Source organism: Serratia sp. Ae19-1 (genome assembly GCF_059801225.1).
Window position 1 is genome coordinate 68951 of record NZ_JBCHWD010000002.1, and the last position, 17789, is coordinate 86739.

The 17789-nt window shown below is 61.2% G+C and carries 20 protein-coding genes and 1 other RNA gene; 15 read left to right on the forward strand and 6 right to left on the reverse strand.

Annotation, left to right across the window (positions count from 1 at the left end):
- Window positions 1-155 precede the first annotated feature (155 nt).
- The gene (sstT, locus tag AAIE04_RS05755) at window positions 156-1391 is read left to right on the forward strand and encodes a serine/threonine transporter SstT (protein WP_063918713.1); all 1236 of its coding nucleotides are present in this window, start codon (window positions 156-158) and stop codon (window positions 1389-1391) included.
- Between the two features lie 53 nt (window positions 1392-1444).
- On the opposite strand, the gene AAIE04_RS05760 is transcribed toward sstT, so the two are convergent.
- The 3 genes from AAIE04_RS05760 to AAIE04_RS05770 are packed head-to-tail and all read right to left on the reverse strand — an operon-like array spanning window position 1445 to window position 4583.
- Window positions 1445-2932 (reverse strand): UxaA family hydrolase, encoded by a 1488-nt coding sequence (locus AAIE04_RS05760; protein WP_019453105.1) that lies wholly within the window; start codon window positions 2930-2932, stop codon window positions 1445-1447.
- Window positions 2933-2952: 20 nt separating this feature from the next.
- Window positions 2953-4365 (reverse strand): glucuronate isomerase, encoded by a 1413-nt coding sequence (uxaC, locus tag AAIE04_RS05765; protein ID WP_154747288.1) that lies wholly within the window; start codon window positions 4363-4365, stop codon window positions 2953-2955.
- Window positions 4366-4415: 50 nt separating this feature from the next.
- Complete coding sequence (locus AAIE04_RS05770; protein ID WP_498576658.1) at window positions 4416-4583, reverse strand: hypothetical protein; 168 nt, start codon at window positions 4581-4583, stop codon at window positions 4416-4418.
- Window positions 4584-4660: 77 nt separating this feature from the next.
- Between AAIE04_RS05770 and AAIE04_RS05775 the strand changes: the two genes are divergently transcribed.
- From AAIE04_RS05775 to AAIE04_RS05825, 11 genes are all read left to right on the forward strand, one after another.
- Window positions 4661-5959 (forward strand): MFS transporter, encoded by a 1299-nt coding sequence (locus AAIE04_RS05775; RefSeq protein WP_063918710.1) that lies wholly within the window; start codon window positions 4661-4663, stop codon window positions 5957-5959.
- Between the two features lie 119 nt (window positions 5960-6078).
- Complete coding sequence (gene exuR, locus AAIE04_RS05780) at window positions 6079-6855, forward strand: transcriptional regulator ExuR (RefSeq protein ID WP_019453108.1); 777 nt, start codon at window positions 6079-6081, stop codon at window positions 6853-6855.
- A 186-nt stretch (window positions 6856-7041) separates the two neighbouring features.
- Complete coding sequence (locus AAIE04_RS05785) at window positions 7042-7488, forward strand: hypothetical protein (protein ID WP_498576659.1); 447 nt, start codon at window positions 7042-7044, stop codon at window positions 7486-7488.
- 136 nt (window positions 7489-7624) lie between these two features.
- On the forward strand, window positions 7625-8305 hold the full coding sequence (locus AAIE04_RS05790) for a DedA family protein (protein WP_063918708.1): 681 nt from the start codon (window positions 7625-7627) through the stop codon (window positions 8303-8305).
- Entirely contained in the window at window positions 8302-8676 is a 375-nt protein-coding gene (gene mzrA / locus AAIE04_RS05795; RefSeq protein WP_498576660.1) for an EnvZ/OmpR regulon moderator MzrA, read from the forward strand. Before AAIE04_RS05790 ends, mzrA begins: the two co-directional genes overlap by 4 nt.
- A 242-nt stretch (window positions 8677-8918) precedes the next feature.
- The gene (locus AAIE04_RS05800; protein ID WP_498576661.1) at window positions 8919-9290 is read left to right on the forward strand and encodes a DUF1090 domain-containing protein; all 372 of its coding nucleotides are present in this window, start codon (window positions 8919-8921) and stop codon (window positions 9288-9290) included.
- A 164-nt stretch (window positions 9291-9454) separates the two neighbouring features.
- Window positions 9455-9760 carry an ElaB/YgaM/YqjD family protein gene (locus AAIE04_RS05805; RefSeq protein WP_004937125.1) on the forward strand — a complete coding sequence of 102 codons (306 nt, stop codon included), beginning with the start codon at window positions 9455-9457 and terminating at the stop codon, window positions 9758-9760.
- A 2-nt stretch (window positions 9761-9762) separates the two neighbouring features.
- A complete protein-coding gene (locus AAIE04_RS05810; protein ID WP_015379160.1) occupies window positions 9763-10164 on the forward strand; it encodes a phage holin family protein in 402 nt (133 codons plus the stop codon).
- Window positions 10161-10448: a YqjK-like family protein gene (locus AAIE04_RS05815; RefSeq protein WP_019453112.1), complete on the forward strand. Its 288-nt coding sequence runs from the start codon at window positions 10161-10163 to the stop codon at window positions 10446-10448. Before AAIE04_RS05810 ends, AAIE04_RS05815 begins: the two co-directional genes overlap by 4 nt.
- A 296-nt stretch (window positions 10449-10744) precedes the next feature.
- Window positions 10745-11140 (forward strand): DoxX family protein, encoded by a 396-nt coding sequence (locus AAIE04_RS05820; RefSeq protein ID WP_025160115.1) that lies wholly within the window; start codon window positions 10745-10747, stop codon window positions 11138-11140.
- Window positions 11141-11210: 70 nt separating this feature from the next.
- Entirely contained in the window at window positions 11211-12197 is a 987-nt protein-coding gene (locus AAIE04_RS05825; RefSeq protein WP_498576662.1) for a glutathione S-transferase family protein, read from the forward strand.
- Window positions 12198-12248: 51 nt separating this feature from the next.
- On the opposite strand, the gene AAIE04_RS05830 is transcribed toward AAIE04_RS05825, so the two are convergent.
- Complete coding sequence (locus tag AAIE04_RS05830; RefSeq protein ID WP_004937113.1) at window positions 12249-13145, reverse strand: LysR family transcriptional regulator; 897 nt, start codon at window positions 13143-13145, stop codon at window positions 12249-12251.
- A 107-nt stretch (window positions 13146-13252) separates the two neighbouring features.
- Between AAIE04_RS05830 and AAIE04_RS05835 the strand changes: the two genes are divergently transcribed.
- Window positions 13253-13954 carry a pirin family protein gene (locus tag AAIE04_RS05835; protein WP_309530671.1) on the forward strand — a complete coding sequence of 234 codons (702 nt, stop codon included), beginning with the start codon at window positions 13253-13255 and terminating at the stop codon, window positions 13952-13954.
- 62 nt (window positions 13955-14016) lie between these two features.
- Here the strand turns inward: AAIE04_RS05835 and rnpB are convergent.
- Window positions 14017-14394, reverse strand: an RNA gene (gene rnpB, locus AAIE04_RS05840) — RNase P RNA component class A.
- 41 nt (window positions 14395-14435) lie between these two features.
- Window positions 14436-15299: a 16S rRNA (cytidine(1402)-2'-O)-methyltransferase gene (gene rsmI, locus AAIE04_RS05845; RefSeq protein ID WP_004937108.1), complete on the reverse strand. Its 864-nt coding sequence runs from the start codon at window positions 15297-15299 to the stop codon at window positions 14436-14438.
- 62 nt (window positions 15300-15361) lie between these two features.
- Between rsmI and AAIE04_RS05850 the strand changes: the two genes are divergently transcribed.
- Window positions 15362-17401, forward strand: a complete 2040-nt coding sequence (locus AAIE04_RS05850; RefSeq protein WP_498576663.1) for a penicillin-binding protein activator — start codon at window positions 15362-15364, stop codon at window positions 17399-17401.
- Complete coding sequence (locus AAIE04_RS05855) at window positions 17398-17751, forward strand: YraN family protein (protein ID WP_019453117.1); 354 nt, start codon at window positions 17398-17400, stop codon at window positions 17749-17751. The genes AAIE04_RS05850 and AAIE04_RS05855 overlap by 4 nt, the downstream gene beginning before the upstream one ends.
- Window positions 17752-17789: the final 38 nt, after the last annotated feature.

Below are 17789 nucleotides of genomic sequence, written 5' to 3' on the forward strand. Positions count from 1 at the left end.
GTTGATCCGCGCTCAGAATTTCACCCTCGCCTCTTTCCAACATCATTCGATTGCTGAATACTGATTCGGCAAACACACTTAGTTACAGAATCACATAAAGCTACCCGGCGTCGTTCCCGCCGCGGCGGCCAGATAACATCAGGAAGAGAAGCACTATGCAAAAACTACTACAAAGGATCACACAGGGCAGCCTGGTCAAACAAATCATGGTCGGCCTGGTGGCCGGCATTCTGCTGGCGCTGGTATCGCCGGCGGCGGCAACGGCGGTCGGCCTGCTCGGTTCCCTGTTCGTCGGCGCGCTGAAAGCGGTGGCGCCGGTGCTGGTACTGATTCTGGTCATGGCCTCCATCGCCAATCATAAACAGGGGCAGAAGACCAATATTCGTCCGATCCTGTTTCTCTACCTGCTGGGCACCTTCGCCGCCGCGCTGGTGGCGGTGGTCGTCAGCTTTATCTTCCCTTCCACGCTGGCGCTGACCACCGGGGCGACGGACATCACCCCGCCAGGCGGCATCGTGGACGTCATGAAGGGCCTGTTGATGAGCGTGGTGGCCAACCCGTTCCATGCGCTGATTAACGCCAACTACATCGGCATTCTGGCCTGGGCCGTCGGGCTGGGGCTGGCGCTGCGCCACGCCTCCGAAACCACCAAAAACCTGATCAACGACATGTCCCATGCGGTTACGCTGGTGGTGCGTGCGGTCATTCGCTGTGCGCCGCTCGGCATCTTCGGCCTGGTGGCTTCCACGCTGGCGGAAACCGGCTTCGGCGTGCTGTGGGGCTATGCCCAGCTGCTGATGGTGCTGCTCGGCTGCATGCTGCTGGTGGCGCTGGTGCTCAACCCGCTGATCGTTTACTGGAAGATCCGCCGCAACCCATACCCGCTGGTGTTCGCCTGCCTGCGCGAGAGTGGCGTGACCGCCTTCTTCACCCGCAGCTCGGCCGCCAATATCCCGGTGAACATGGAGCTGTGCAAGAAGCTGAACCTGAATGAAGACACCTACTCGGTTTCCATTCCGCTGGGCGCAACCATCAACATGGCCGGCGCGGCGATCACCATCACCGTGCTGACACTGGCGGCGGTGAACACGCTGGGCATCGCGGTGGACGTACCGACCGCCCTGCTGCTGAGCGTGGTGGCGGCGCTGTGCGCCTGCGGCGCCTCCGGCGTAGCGGGCGGCTCGCTGCTGCTGATCCCGCTGGCGTGCAATATGTTCGGCATTCCGAACGACGTGGCGATGCAGGTGGTAGCGGTCGGCTTTATCATCGGCGTGCTGCAAGATTCGGCGGAAACCGCCCTCAACTCCTCCACCGACGTGCTGTTCACCGCCGCCGCCTGCCAGGCGGAAGACCAACGGCTGGCGAATGAAGATCCGCTGAAGGTGCGTTAATCCCACCTGGCTTCATAGAAAAGGCGCTCTTTCGAGCGCCTTTTTTGTCAGTCTTACAGCGTCACCCCGCTTTTAAATATCGCCAGCTCGCGGAAATCGTTGGCTTCATTGCGCGCCGGGCGGCCGTTGGCGATCTCGACAATCAGATCGACGAAGCGGCTGAGCAGCTCGTCCATGGTTACCCCGTGAATCAAGCCGCCGGCGTCGAAATCGATCCAGTGCGGTTTCTTCGCCGCCAGCTCGCTGTTGGTGGCCAGCTTCACCGTCGGTACAAAGCCGCCGTACGGCGTGCCGCGTCCGGTGCTGAACAGCACCATATGGCAGCCGGCGCCGGCCAGCGCGCTGGTCGCCACCGCATCGTTGCCCGGCGCGCTGAGCAGGTTCAGCCCCGGCACGCGCAGCCGCTCGCCGTATTTCAGCACGTCCACCACCTGGCTCAGGCCCGCCTTTTGGGTGCAGCCGAGCGATTTTTCCTCCAGCGTGGTGATGCCGCCGGCCTTGTTGCCCGGCGACGGATTCTCATAAATAGGCTGCTGGTGGGCGATGAAATAGCGTTTAAAGTCGTTGATCATGTCGACGGTCTTGCCGAAGGTTTCCCAATCGCGACAGCGGCTCATCAGAATGCGCTCGGCGCCAAACATCTCCGGCACTTCGGTCAGCACCGTGGTGCCGCCGTTGGCGATCGCATAGTCGGAAAAGCGCCCCAGCAGCGGGTTGGCGGTAATGCCCGACAGCCCGTCCGAACCGCCGCACTCCAGGCCAAACCTCAGCTCGCTCAAGTGGCCTGGTTCGCGTCTATCGTGGCGCATCTCCCGATACAGCTCGTGCAGCAGCGCCAGTCCGGCCTCCACCTCGTCGTCCTGCTGCTGGCACACCATAAAGCGCAGCCGCCGATCGTCCTCTATCCCCAAGGTGGCGCGAAAGGCCTCCACCTGATTGTTCTCACAGCCCAGCCCGATCACCAGCACCGCGCCGGCATTGGGATGGCGGACCATGTTTTGCAGCATGATGCGGGTATTGGCATGATCTTGCCCCAACTGCGAGCAGCCGAACGGATGGCTGAACAGATGCACGCCGTCGATCCCGTCCGCCTGAGTTTGCTGTAAAAAGCGCTGCTGGATCTGGCGGGCGATGCCGTTGACGCAGCCGACGGTGGGCACGATCCACAGCTCGTTGCGGATCCCCACTTCGCCGCCGGCCCGGCGATACAGCTGCACCTCGCGATCCGCCGCCTGCGGCGGCAGCGCCGGGAACTGCGGCTGGTAACGGTAGCTGTCCAGATCGCTCAGGTTGGTTTTGGCGTTTTGCGAATGAATATGCTCCCCTGGCGCGATGGCCGCGAGCGCATGGCCGATCGGCTGACCATATTTGATGATGTCCTCACCCTCGGCGATCGGGCCGAGCGCAAACTTGTGCCCGCGCGCCACCGGCTGCGCCAATCGAACGCTCTCCGCTTCCAGCTCAACCGTTTCTCCAGCGGCCAGGTCGCGCAGCGCCACCGCTACGTTATCCTGCTCATGAATCTTTATCGTACTTTGCATAAACCGGTCCCGGATAACGGCTACGCCAGTTCAATGGCGAAATAGTTTTTGGCGTTGTCGAAGCAGATGTTTTGCACCATCTCGCCCAGCAGCGCGATGTCCGCCGGCGCTTCGCCATCCGTCACCCAGCGGCCGATCATCTGGCAAAGGATGCGACGGAAGTATTCATGGCGCGTGTACGACAGGAAGCTGCGGCTGTCGGTCAACATGCCGACGAAACGGCTCAGCAGCCCGAGCTGCGCCAGCTGCGTCATCTGCCGTTGCATGCCGTCCTTTTGATCGTTGAACCACCAGCCGGAGCCGAATTGCATCTTGCCGGGCGTGCCTTCCCCCTGGAAGTTGCCGACCATGGTGCCGATCACTTCGTTATCGCGCGGGTTGAGGCAGTAGAGAATGGTTTTCGGCAGGCCGCCCTGCCGCGCCTGGGCATCCAGCAGCCGCGACAGCGGTTCCGCCAACGGCCGGTCGTTGATCGAATCGAAACCGATATCCGGGCCAACGGCGGCCAGCATACGGCTGTTGTTATTGCGCAGCGCGCCGATGTGATACTGCTGCACCCAACCACGGCGCCGGTACTCGCCGGCCAGAAACAGCAGCACCGCGCTTTTGAACTGGGCGCTCTGTTCCGGCGTCGGCAGCTCGCCGTTCAGGCGGCGCAGCAGGATCGCATCCAGCGTCGCTTCATCGGCCTCGCCGAACACCACCACGTCCAGCGCATGGTCGGCCACCTTGCAACCGTGGGCGGCAAAGTGATCCATGCGCTGGTACAGGGCGTCGCACAGCGTGCTGAAGCGGCCGATGGCAGTGTCAGCCGCCGCCTCCAGCTGCCGCAGATAGTCGTTGAAGCCCGGTGCATCGATAGTGAAAGCCTTGTCCGGCCGCCAGCTAGGCAGCACTTTGATCTCGAAGCTGCGATCGTCGGCGATCGCCCGATGATGGCGCAGATCGTCGATAGGATCGTCGGTGGTGCCGACCATTCTCACGTTCATCTGGCGCATGATGCCGCGCGCGCGAAACTCATCCTGCGCCAGCAGCGCATTGCCGCGCTGCCAGATCTCGTCCGCCGTGGCCGGCGACAGCAGCGTGCCGGTGATGCCGAACGGCCGGCGCAGCTCCAGATGCGTCCAGTGATAGAGCGGATTGCCGATGGTATGCGGCACCGTGGCGGCCCAGGCGTCGAACTTCTCGCGATCGCCCGCATCGCCGGTGCACAGCCGCTCCGCTACGCCGTTGGTGCGCATCGCCCGCCATTTGTAGTGATCGCCCCGCAGCCAAATATCGTACAGGTTGCTGAAGCGGGTGTTCTCCGCGATCTGCTGCGGCGGCAAATGGCAGTGATAATCGAAAATCGGCTGCGGCGCCGCATAGTCGTGATACAAGCGCCGGGCAAACTCGCTGTCCAGCAGGAAATCTTCGCTCAAAAACGTCGCCATTTCGGGCTCCTTACTTGCCGTGCGGCACGGGAATCGAATCGCAAAAGTTATCACACCAATTTTAATGAGCGTCCAGCAAATTTTTCCCGCCATTTGCCGTTTTGCTGTCCTTCAATCCCTTTTTCGCTCAGTTTTACGGCAAATGTGCGGCATAAATGCACTATTTCACCGGCAACAGTATCGCTCAGGCGAATAATTCCTTTTGTGATATCACTCAACTTTTAAACCTGTATGACAGGTTATTGTCTCGCCAGCCGCATCGCCGGCCACACCTTCAAACGGGGAGACTTTTCGGATGCGTAAAATTAAAGGGTTACGCTGGTACATGATCGGACTGGTGACCATCGGCACCGTGCTGGGCTACCTGACCCGCAACGCCATCGCCGTCGCGGCGCCAACGCTGGAAGATACGCTGCACATCACCACCCAACAGTATTCCTATATCGTCGCCGCCTATTCCGCCTGCTACACCGTGATGCAGCCGGTGGCGGGCTATGTGCTGGACGTACTGGGCACCAAAATCGGCTACGCCATGTTCGCCATTCTGTGGGCGCTGTTCTGCATGGGCACCGCGTTGGCCAACAGCTGGGGCGGCCTGGCGCTGGCGCGCGGCGCGGTCGGCATGGCCGAAGCGGCGATGATCCCCGCCGGGCTGAAGGCCAGCAGCGAGTGGTTTCCGGCCAAAGAACGTTCGATCGCCGTCGGCTATTTCAACGTGGGGTCGTCGATCGGCGGCATGATCGCCCCGCCGCTGGTGGTCTGGGCCATCGTGGCGCACAGCTGGGAAATGGCGTTCATCATCACCGGCGTGCTGAGCCTGATCTGGGCCATCTGTTGGCTGCTGTTCTACAAACATCCGAAAGATCAGAAGAAACTGAGTCAGGAAGAGCGCAGTTACATCCTCGAAGGCCAGGAAGCGCAACACCAGACCACCCACGCCAAAAAGATGTCGGCCTGGCAGATCGTGCGCAACCGCCAGTTCTGGGGCATCGCGCTGCCGCGCTTTCTGGCGGAGCCGGCCTGGGGCACCTTCAACGCCTGGATCCCGCTGTTCATGTTCAAGGCCTACGGCTTTAATTTGAAAGAGATCGCCATGTTCGCCTGGATGCCGATGCTGTTCGCCGATCTCGGCTGCATCGTCGGCGGCTACCTGCCGCCGCTGTTCCAGAAGTATTTCAAGGTCAATCTGATCGTCTCGCGCAAGCTGGTGGTGACGATGGGAGCGGTGTTGATGATCGGCCCCGGCATGATCGGCCTGTTCACCAGCCCTTACGCCGCCATCGCGCTGCTGTGCGTCGGCGGCTTCGCCCATCAGGCGTTGTCCGGGGCGCTGATCACCCTCTCTTCCGACGTATTCGGCCGCAATGAGGTAGCGACCGCCAACGGCCTGACCGGCATGGCGGCCTGGACCGCCAGCACACTGTTCGCCCTGGTGGTCGGCGCGCTGGCGGATACGCTCGGCTTCAGCCCGCTGTTCGCGGCGCTGTCGGTATTCGACATTCTCGGCGCGATCGTCATCTGGACGGTGCTGCAAAACCGTCCGGCCGCCGAACCGCAGTCAACCGCGCTGCAGCCGACCCCGGCGCGCAGCTGATCCCACCGCCCGGCCGCCGCGCCGGGCCCCTTACCCCTCTGGCAGCAGTGCCGAATAAGTGGTATAACAAATCCAATGGCTACGCGCCCCTTCCCACCGCACCGTATAGAGCATTCACTATGGAATTCACTGAAACCAGACGCCTGTATCAGCAACTGGCCGCCGAGCTTAAGCACCGTATCGAAAGCGGCCGCTACCCGGTGGGCGACAAACTGCCGGCCGAGCGATACATCGCCGAAGAGATGAATGTCAGCCGCACCGTGGTGCGCGAAGCGATCATCATGCTGGAAGTGGAAGGCTATGTGGACGTGCGCAAAGGATCCGGGATCCACGTGGTCTCCAACCAGCAAAAGCACCTGGTGGTGCCGGGCGACAGCATCGAGTTCGCCACCGCCGGCCCGTTTGAGCTGCTGCAGGCGCGCCAGCTGATCGAAAGCAACATCGCCGAATTCGCCGCCACCCAGGTGACCAAGCAGGATATCGTGCAACTGATGGAGATCCAGGAGCACGCCCGCAAAGAGGATCGCTTCCGCGACTCGCAGTGGGATCTGAAGTTCCACGTGCAGGTGGCGCTGGCCACTCAGAACACCGCCATGGCCACCATCGTGGAAAAAATGTGGGTGCAGCGGGTCAACAACCCTTACTGGAAAAAGCTGCACGAACACATCGACGAACGCTCGATCGCCAGCTGGTGCGACGATCACGATCAAATCCTCAAGGCGCTGATGCGCAAAGACCCTTACGCCGCCAAACTGGCAATGTGGCAACATCTGGAAAACACCAAGCAGATGCTGTTCAACGCCACCAGCGACGATTTCGAATACAACGCCGACCGCTACCTGTTCGCCGAGAATCCGGTAGTGCATCTGGATGGCGTGAGCCACGAGCCGAAATAGCCACTGCGGTCAAAAACCGTCGGCTTATGTCAGGTAATGTAAAATCCGCTGAATCGATGCCGTAACCGCCGTTTGCCGTGTACTATTTCACCGCTGGCAACGTAGATTTCCCTGTTGCCAATCGTGCTATTTTGGTAGAGTTAGCCCACTTTTTTACCCATTGCTGCGGGGGCGGAACGCGAATAAATGCGCTGGTTGTTTGCCATGCTGATTGCTCTTTTCTGCTGGACCGGTTCGGTCTCCGGCCAACAGCTTTGCGTGGCGTCATCCAAGCCCCCCCCCAGCGCGCTGAGCAGCCTGCCGCTGCTGGCGGAGCCGGCGCTTTCCCCCTATGATCATGTATATCGGGCGCCGGCCGAAGCGCGCCGCAAAGCCCCCGGCAAGTTGCCGCTGCTGCTGCCCAGAGCGCACTCTTTCCCCGGCTCGCTGCTCGCATTTTCCCTGCTGGCGCCGGTCTATACCTTGGCCGCAGAGCCGGGCTACCGAATTCGTTTCCCCCGCCAGGACACCCCGGCCCCCAACCGGCTTGCCCAGGTCGACTGGATGCTGGACGCCTCCAGGCAACAGAGTCGGCAAGCCGGCTGGAAAGAAAGTAACATGCAGTACCGTGGCACGCTGACTTACCACCTATGACCGGTGTCGCACCGCTTAGAAACTTTAAAGCAACGCCGTTTCATCGTTATCAGCAATCAGGATCGCCGCGCGCTTTCAGCCCACGTCCGCTCCGCCGCTGAGATAAAAATAAACAATGACGTTTTAGGAACACCGGATGGATATCATTAAAGAACTGATACATGCCTTGTGGCAGCAGGATTTTGAGACGCTGGCGAACCCTTCGTTGGTGTGGACCCTCTACATCCTGCTGTTCATGATCCTGTTTTTGGAAAACGGCCTGCTGCCGGCCGCTTTCCTGCCGGGCGACAGCCTGCTGATCCTGGTCGGCGTGCTGATCGCCAAAGGCACCATGGGCTTCCCGCTGACCGTCGTGATCCTGACCGTCGCCGCCAGCCTGGGGTGCTGGGTCAGTTACATACAGGGCCGATGGCTCGGCAATACGCGAACGGTGCAAGGCTGGCTTTCGCACCTGCCGGCCCACTACCATCAGCGGGCGCACAACCTGTTCCACCGCCACGGGCTTTCCGCCCTGCTGGTGGGCCGCTTCCTGGCCTTCGTGCGCACCCTGCTGCCGACCATCGCCGGGCTGTCCGGCCTGAGCAACGCGCGCTTCCAGTTCTTCAACTGGATGAGCGGCCTGCTGTGGGTCTTGATCCTGACGACGCTGGGCTTCGCGCTGGGTAAAACCCCGGTGTTCCGCAAGTATGAAGATCAGCTGATGTTCTGCCTGATGATGTTGCCGCTGGTGTTGCTGGTGGTCGGTCTGGTCGGCTCGCTGATCGTGCTGTGGCGCAAGAAACGCGCCAGCGGCCAGAACCCGGGGAAAGGGGCGTGACAGCAAAGCGCCCGCGCTGGCAATACGTCCTGATGATCGCGCTCGCCCTGCTGGCGTTGGCGACGCTGTTGGTGCCCTGCATGGTGCGCACCGAGAGCGAGCTGCGCATTCGCGCCAGCCAGCAGGGGCTGTCGCTGCCCGACGGATTTTATGTCTACCAGCGCCTCGATGAGCGCGGCATCCGCATCAAGAGCATCACGCCGGAAGGCGATGGCCTGGTCATTCGCCTGGATTCGCCGGAGCAGCAATTGCTGGCGCGCGAAGCGTTGCAAACCATCCTGCCGCCCGGTTACCACATCGCATTGAGCGAGTCCCCGGTGCCGTCGCATTGGGTGCACGAATTTGCGCGTTCCCCACTCAATCTGGGATAATCCCCCTTCAGATGAAGGGGTTTCCTTTCGCTGCCGCTATCTTCATTTTCATTCGCACCGTTTAGCTCAAAAATCAGTCAGTCGACACCAGGCCGCGGCTGATTCTTTGGGGGCACGCCGGTTTCATGACTATGCTGAAGGGTAACTTCAGCCGGCGATGAACGCCCTCCTCTCGCGCTGCCGTCTTAGGCAGTCAGGAAAGCGGATGCCTGTGCAGGCATCCCATGAAAAGGAACTGAAAGATGAAATTACGCCATTCACTGTTACTGCTGCTGCCACTCTGCGCGCTGCCAGCACTCGCTTCGGCCGCAGAGGGCGGCTGCGCCGCCAAAGCGCAAAGCATCCAACAACAAATCGACTACGCCACCCAGCACGGCAACACCCACCGCGTGGACGGGCTGAAAAAGGCGCTGAGCGAAGTGCAGACCCACTGCACCGAAGCCGGCCTGCAGGCCGAACGCCAGAAAGATATCGCGGAGAAACAGCGCAAGGTTGACGAACGCCGGGAAGAGCTGAAAGAAGCGCAGCAAACCGGCAAGCTGGACAAGGTCGCCAAGAAGCAGCAAAAGCTGGCGGAAGCGCAGGCTGAGTTGAAACGCGCCCAGGCGGAATAATTTTTTTACACCAGCGGATTTATCGATGAGAGCCCCATCACGCGGGATTTCTTAAGCATATGAAAGTGATGTCTGGTGTTATCTGCTAGTCATCACCCCTTTGCTCCGGCGAAAAAATCCGCTATGTTAAAAGTCTGTCGAAATAAACGTTAAGGAATAATCACATGGCACATGATTCAAATGCAGAAAACTTACGCGCTGAACTGAAGTCCTTAGCCGATACGCTGGAGGAAGTGCTGAACTCCTCCACCGACAAGCCGAAAGCCGAGCTGGAGAAGCTGCGTTCGAAAGCGGAAGGCGCGCTGAAAGAGACCCGCGCTCGCCTGAGCGACGCCGGTGACAAGCTGGCTTCGCAAACCAAACAGATCGCCGGCCAGGCCGACGACTACGTGCGCGACAACCCGTGGACCGGCATCGGTATCGGCGCGGCGGTCGGCGTGGTGCTGGGCGTGCTGCTCGCGCGTCGCTAATCATGGCTGAACAACCGCAAGTGCGCGCGCAGGGCCCCGCCAAAGGGGTCCTGGATATCGGTCAGCGCATCATCACGATCCTGGTCGGCATGGTGGAAACCCGTGTCCGGTTGGCGGTCGTCGAGCTGGAAGAGGAGAAAGCCAACCTCATTCAGCTGCTGATCATGGCCGGTATGACGCTGCTGTTCACCGCCTTCGGTTTGATGAGCCTGCTGATCCTGATCTTCTGGGCCATCGATCCGGTCTACCGGCTGGTGGCGCTGGGTGCCACGACCGGCGTGCTGCTGTTCCTGGCCGTGGTCGGCACCATCTGGACGCTGGTCAAGGCCCGTCGCACCACGCTGCTGGGCGCCACGCGCAAGCAGCTGGAGCTGGACCGCGCCGAGCTGGAGCGCGAACCATGAGCCGCCGCCGCTACCTGGAATGGAAGAAAGAGAGGCTGATTCGGCAGATCCAGCAACAGCGTCTGGATCTGGCCGAACACAAGTCTCTGTGGCTGGAAAAGACCGAACGCATCGACCGCGGCTGGCAAACGGTGTTTGGCCTGCGCCGCTATCTGGTGCTCGGTTCCAGCATCATGGCGCTGTACGGCATCCGCCATCCCAGCAAGATGATCCGCTGGTCGCGCCGCGCTTTCGGCGCCTGGAGCGCTATCCGTCTGTTTAAGAAGACGTTCTCTACCAAGTAAGCCGCCGCGTTTTTCCTTCAAACCTCCTGTTGCTCTGCCCCCATTTTTCCCCCTGAAACAGCATGCCTAATCCCGGGGCCGGGCAACCTGCTGACCAACGGCAATTTATTAGCACGCTAAAGATTCAGATTTTTTGAAAAATTACGACAGTTTTACTTGCTAACAACCTGAGCACTTCCCGCTTAACATTCACTCCATCAATACGATACGGACCGGACAGGGTCAAAGACCCGCTACGCCGCCCGCTGATATGACTACCGCCGAACAGGCGCACAAAAACACTTTTGGAGTTGATGATGAAAAAATTAGAAGATACAGGTTTGCTGGTTGCTCGTATTCTGATGCCAATCCTGTTCATCGTGGCAGGCTACGGCAAAATGGGTGACGCCTACGCCGGTACCCAACAATACATGCAATCGATGGGCGTGCCTGGCTTCTTGCTGCCGCTGACCATCCTGCTGGAATTTGGCGGCGGCCTGGCGATCCTGTTCGGTTTCCTGACCCGCACCGTGGCGCTGTTCACCGCCGGTTTCACCATCCTGACCGCGCTGCTGTTCCACACTGACTTTGCAGAAGGCGTAAACCAGCTGATGTTCATGAAAAACCTGACCATCGCCGGCGGCTTCATCGTGTTGGCAGTCGCAGGCCCAGGCGGCTTCAGCATCGACCGTATTCTGAACAAGAAATGGTAATCTAAACTGTCATTCAGGGCCCGGCATGCCGGGCCCTGTCGTTTTTCACTCGGACACCAAGGAGATTCCCATGGGACAACTCGTCGATGGCGTTTGGCAAGACATCTGGTATGACACGAAATCTACCGGCGGCCGTTTCAAACGTTCAACCGCTCAGTTTCGCAATTGGGTGACCGCCGACGGTCAGCCGGGCGAACACGGCGCGGGCGGCTTCCAGGCCGAAGCGGGCCGTTATCACCTGTACGTTTCTCTCGCCTGCCCCTGGGCGCACCGCACGCTGCTGATGCGCAAATTGAAAGGGCTGGAGCAGATCATTCCAGTTTCCGTGGTGCACCCGCTGATGCTGGAAAACGGCTGGACCTTTGGCCAGGATTTTCCTGAGACCACCGGCGATCCGCTGTATCACGCCGACTTCCTGTACCAGATCTACCTGCGTGCCGACCCGCACTACAGCGGGCGCGTGACCGTGCCGGTGCTGTGGGATAAACAGCGGCAAACCATCGTCAGCAACGAATCCGCCGACATCATTCGCATGTTCAACAGCGCATTTGACGGCGTGGGCGCCCGCGCGGGCGATTACTACCCGGCCGAGCTGCGCGGCAAGATCGATGAGCTGAACGGTTGGATTTACGATCGGGTGAACAACGGCGTGTACAAGGCCGGTTTCGCCACCAGCCAGGAAGCGTATGACGAAGCGGTTCACGGGGTATTCAGCTCGCTGGAGCGCCTGGAGCAGATCCTGGGGCAGCACCGCTATCTGACCGGCGATCGGCTGACCGAGGCCGACCTGCGGCTGTGGACCACGCTGGTGCGTTTCGATCCGGTGTACGTCACCCACTTCAAGTGCGACAAACACCGCATCAGCGACTACCTGAACCTGTACGGTTTCCTGCGCGACATCTACCAGATGCCGGGCATCGCCGAGACGGTCAGCCTGCCACACATTCGCAATCACTACTACCGCAGCCACGCCACCATCAACCCGTACGGCATCATTTCCATCGGGCCGGCGCAGGATCTGGACGAGCCGCACGGCCGCGACCAGCGCTTCGGTTAAGACGAAAAAAATCCCCTTGCCGCCCGGCAAGGGGATGTCATTCAACGAACGTTAACGCTGTGCGAACAGGCGCGGAATTTCGCGCAGGAACCAGGCTTTCGCCTCTCCCATGCTGTCGCGCCGCCAGGCCATGATGATGTCGGCTTCGCGGCTGTATTCCGGCCCCACCACCCGCAGCCGCCCGGCTTCGATATCTTTCTCCACCATCGGATACGGCATGGTCGCCACCCCCAACCCGGCCAGCAGCGCCAGACGCTTGTCTTCAATGGTGCTCACCGTCAGACGTTGTTGTTTATCCAGCAGCTGAACGGTCAACACCGGGCGCTCGCGGGCGGTATCCGCCACGGCGATGCCGCGGTACTTCACGCGGGTCACCTCGGACAACGGCTCCGGCTCCTGATGGATCGGGTGATCCGGCGCGGCGACATAGACGCTCATCACCTTGTACAGTTTGCGGGTGTTGATCTCCGAGGATGCGCGGAAATGCATATCCGGTGCGATCACGATGTCGGCGCGCCCCTGCTCCAGCCGCTCCCAGGCGCCCGCCAACACTTCGGTGAAAATCGACACCTGGGTATTGGCCTTCAGCGCCAACTTGTCGACCAGCGGGAACAGCAGGCTCGGCGGTGATAACGCTTCGCTGACGATGGTCAGGTGGGTTTCCCAACCGCGCGCCAGCGCTTCGGCGTCAGTGGTCAGCTTGTCTGCCGCCTCCAGCAGCACCCGCCCGCGCTCCAGCAGCATGCGCCCCACGTTGGTGAACTTGGTGCGGTGGCCCGAACGGTCGAACAGCACCACGTCCAATTCTTCTTCCAATTTTTGCATGGTGTAGCTGAGCGCCGACGGCACCCGGCCCAATTCGTCGGCGGCCGCGGCGAAACTGCCACGCCGGTCGATCGCGTCCATCACTCTCAGCGCCTCAAGCGTGAGCGCCCGATCTCTGGCCATCACATCCCTCTGTCAGGAAATTTGAATATGCCGACCAGATTAACTGGCTAACAATCCGACGTCCAGATGCTTACCATTTGGATAATGAATTTAGAGAGCCGATTGCCATGATTACATGCAGAACAGCACAACAATGCGGGCAAGCTGACTTTGGTTGGCTGCAGGCTCGCTACACCTTTTCCTTTGGTCACTACTTCGATCCCAAACTGATGGGCTACGCCTCGCTGCGGGTACTGAATCAGGAGGTGCTGGCACCGGGCGCGTCGTTCCAGCCGCGCACCTATCCCAGCGTGGACATCCTGAACCTGATCCTGCAGGGCGAGGCGGAGTACCGCGACAGCGACGGTAACACGGTGCGCGCCAAAGCCGGCGAAGCGCTGCTGTTGGCCACCCAGCCGGGCCTGAGTTACAGCGAGCAGAACGTCAGCGGCGACACGCCGCTCACCCGTCTGCAGCTGTGGCTGGACGCCTGTCCGGAACGCAGCAACGAGCGAGTGCAACGCCTGACGCTGCCGGCGGCAGGCAACCTGCTGCTGGCCTCGCCGGACGGCGCGCAGGGCAGCCTGCAGCTGCGTCAGCAGGTCTGGATCCACCATCTCGATCTGCAAGCGGGTGAACAGCTGACGCTGGCGATTAACGGGCCGCGCGCTTATTTGCAGTCGATCCACGGCACCATCACCGCCAACGGCGAGCGCCACGAAGAGCAGCGCCTGACCTGCGGCGACGGTGCCTTCGTCCGCGAGGAGAATCGCCTGACGATCCGCGCCGAGACGCCGCTGCGCGCGCTGCTGATCGACCTGCCGGTGTAAACCAAACCGGCCGGAAAACGAAAAACCCCGCGCAATTGACGTTGCGCGGGGTTTTCTTTTGTCGAGGGAGTTGACCGGTAAGCCGGGTTCTGTCGTGGACAGTCATTCCTCTAGGCCAGCAATCGCTCACTGGCTCAAGCAGCCTACCCGGGTTCAGTACGGGCCGTACCATGTGAACCCCTATTTGGCCTTGCTCCGGGTGGAGTTTACCGTGCCACGAACTGTTGCCAGCCGCGCGGTGCGCTCTTACCGCACCCTTTCACCCTTACCTGATCCCGCTTGCGCGGGCCATCGGCGGTTTGCTCTCTGTTGCACTAGTCGTAGGCTTGCGCCTCCCAGGCGTTACCTGGCACCCTGCCCTATGGAGCCCGGACTTTCCTCCCCTCCATCTGTCTCCCCGAAGAGGACGGCAATGAAGCGGCGACTGTCTGGTCAACTCCGGCGCGGATAGTAGCGTCGCGACGGCGGCAGGTCAACCGCTTTACGGCTGTTGTTGCTCCAGCGCATGCTTATACAGCGCATTTTTCTTCACGCCGTGGATTTCCGCCGCCAGCGCCGCCGCCTTTTTCAGCGGCAGCTCTTTTTGCAGCAGCGCCAGCGTGCGCAGCGCCTCGAGCGGCAACGCATCCTCCTGCGCCTTGTGGCCTTCGACGATCAGCACCATTTCGCCACGGCGGCGCACTTCATCTTCCTGCACCCACGCCAGCAGTTCGCCCACCGGCGCGCCGTGGATGGATTCCCAGGTCTTGGTGAGCTCGCGCGCCAGCACCACATAACGCTGCGGGCCCCAGACGGTGACCATGTCCTGCAGGCTTTCCAGCAGACGATGGGTGGACTCATAGAAAATCAGCGTGCGCGGCTCCTCCGCCAGCGCCATCAGCGTATCCTTGCGCCCCTTGGTTTTCGCCGGCAGGAAGCCTTCGTAGCAGAAACGGTCGGAAGCGACGCCCGCAGCGCACAGCGCAGTCGTGGCGGCGCAGGCGCCCGGCAGCGGCACCACGCGAATGCCAGCCTCGCGGCAACGGCGCACCAGGTGATAACCGGGATCGTTGATCAATGGCGTGCCGGCGTCGGACACCAGCGCGATGCTCTGACCTTCCTGCAGTTTCGCCAGCAGTTGATCGGCCTTTTGCTGTTCGTTGTGATCGTGCAGCGCGAACAGGCGCGCGTTGATCGCGAAGTGTTGCAACAGCAATCCGGTATGGCGCGTATCTTCCGCCGCGATCAGATCAACGCTTTTCAGTACCTCTAACGCACGGTGGGTAATATCGCCCAGATTGCCGATTGGAGTGGGCACCACATACAGCGTTGATGCAGAAATGACTGATTGTTGGTGTTGATTCATTGTTTCATCCGGGTTGCCGATTTAATATTGAGCATCTTGAAAAAAACATCACTGGATACAGTATGCTTTCCTCAACATTCGTTCGTACCAAAGCAGGGCGTTCCAAGCCTGTCCGACTGACCGCAGTCATCGCCGCCGCCCTTTTCCTGGCGGGCTGTCCAAGTCGGGCCCCGCAAACGCCGCCCGCCAATATACAGGACGAAGCGAGCGCCAGCTCCGATTACTACCTGCAACAGTTGCAGCAAAGCAGCGATGATAACAAGGCTGACTGGCAATTACTTGCTATTCGCGCCTTGCTGCGTGAAGGAAAACTGCCGCAGGCCGGCGACCAGTTGAATCAACTGCCGAAAAACCTCAGCGGCGCGCAGCAGACCGAACGCCAATTGCTGACCGCCGAACTGCAGATCGCCAACAAGAGCTACGTCAGCGCCCGCAGCACGCTGGGCCACCTGGACAGCGGTTCGCTGTCGCCGAATCAGAAGGTGCGTTACTACCAGGCGCAGATCGCCGCCAATCAGGGCAAAGCGTCGCTGCCGCTGATCCGCGCCTATATCGCGCAGGAGCCGCTGCTGACCGGTAAACCGCACCAGGAAAACCTGGATCAAACCTGGCAGGCGCTGCTGCAGCTGACGCCGCAGGAGATGAACAGCCTGGTGATCAACGCCGATGAAAACGTGCTGCAAGGCTGGTTGGATCTGCTGCGCGTCTATCAGGACAACAAGCAGGATCCCGATCTGCTGAAGGCCGGCATCAAAGATTGGCAGAACCGTTATCCGAAAAACCCGGCGGCCAAAACGCTGCCGGCTCGCCTGAACCAGGTGCTGAACTTCACCCAGGCCTCTACCTCGAAAATCGCCCTGCTGCTGCCGTTGAACGGCCAGGCGAAGGTGTTCGCCGACGCTATCCAGCAAGGCTTCGAAGCGGCGAAAAACGGCGGTTCCATGCCGGCGCCGCAGCCTCAAGCCGCGCAACCGGCTGTCACAGCGGCACAAACGGCGCCGGCCGACCAGGCCGCTGCGGGTGACATCAACGCCAACGGCGCGGTCAGCCCTTCAGCGCAAGAGAGCCAGCCTGCCGTAACCGCCGCGCAACCCGCCGCACCGTCCAGCGCGCCGGTAACGCCGCTGCAGGCCGCCAATGCGCAGGTCAAAGTGTACGACACCACCAGCCAGCCGCTGGCCGCCTTGCTGAGCCAGGCGCAGCAGGATGGCGCCACTCTGGTGGTCGGGCCGCTGCTGAAAGAGAACGTCGATCAGCTGTCCGCCAGCACCACCACGCTGAACGTGCTGGCGCTCAACCAGCCGGAAACGCCGAAGGATAACCTGAACATCTGTTACTTCGCCCTGTCGCCGGAAGATGAAGCGCGCGACGCCGCCCGCCATATCTGGGAACAACAGAAGCGCCAGCCGTTGCTGCTGGTGCCGCGCGGCGCCTTCGGCGATCGCGTCGCCAAGGCCTTTAACCAGGAATGGCAGAAACAGGGTGGTCAAACCGTGCTGCGTCAGGACATCGGTTCCGCCGGTGAACTGCGCCAGATGGTGAACAGCGGCGGCATTCGCATGACCGGCACGCCGATGTCGAGCGCCCCGGCGCCGCAGAGCGTCACCATCGCCGGGCTGACCATTCCGGCGCCGCCGAGCGACGTGCCCGCCGCCGCCGGCGGCAGCGTCGACGCGGTATATATCGTCGCCACCCAGTCCCAGCTGACGCTGATCAAACCGATGATCGACATGGCCACCAGCTCGCGCGGCAAACCGGCGATGTACGCCAGCTCGCGCAGCTACCAGGCCGGCGCCGGCCCGGACTTCCGTCTGGAAATGGAAGGCCTGCAGTTCAGCGATATTCCGCTGTTGGCCGGCTCAAACCCTCAGCTGCTGCAGCAGGCCAGCGCGCGTTTCCGCAACGATTACTCGCTGGTGCGCCTGTATGCGATGGGGATGGATGCCTGGACATTGGCCAACCATTTTGCTGAAATGCGCCAGCTGCCGGGCTTCCAGGTTTCCGGCACCACCGGTACGCTGAGCGCGTCGCCGAACTGCGTGATCAACCGCAAACTGCCTTGGCTGCAATACCGTCAGGGTACGGTCGTCCCGGTCTCTTGAACCCACGCGCCTCAGGGGCGGGCTATGAGTTACTGGCCCGCCGTCATCTGGAACACGCCGGGCTCACCTTCTGCGCCGCCAACGTCGCGGTGCGCGGCGGTGAGCTCGACCTCATCATGCGCGACGGCGCCACCTGGGTGTTCGTCGAAGTGCGCTACCGCCGCAACGACGCTTTCGGCGGCGCGGCCGCCAGCGTCACCTCTCGCAAACAGCAGCGGTTGCTGCACGCCGCCGCCGTCTGGCTGGCGGGACGCGGAGCCAGTTTTGACACATCATCTTGCCGTTTTGATGTTTTGGCCATTACCGGTAGCCAGTTAGAATGGATACCCAACGCCTTCAATGCGGATTAATCGGGGTTTTGCGGCGCAGACCGGCCCTTTGACTTAGT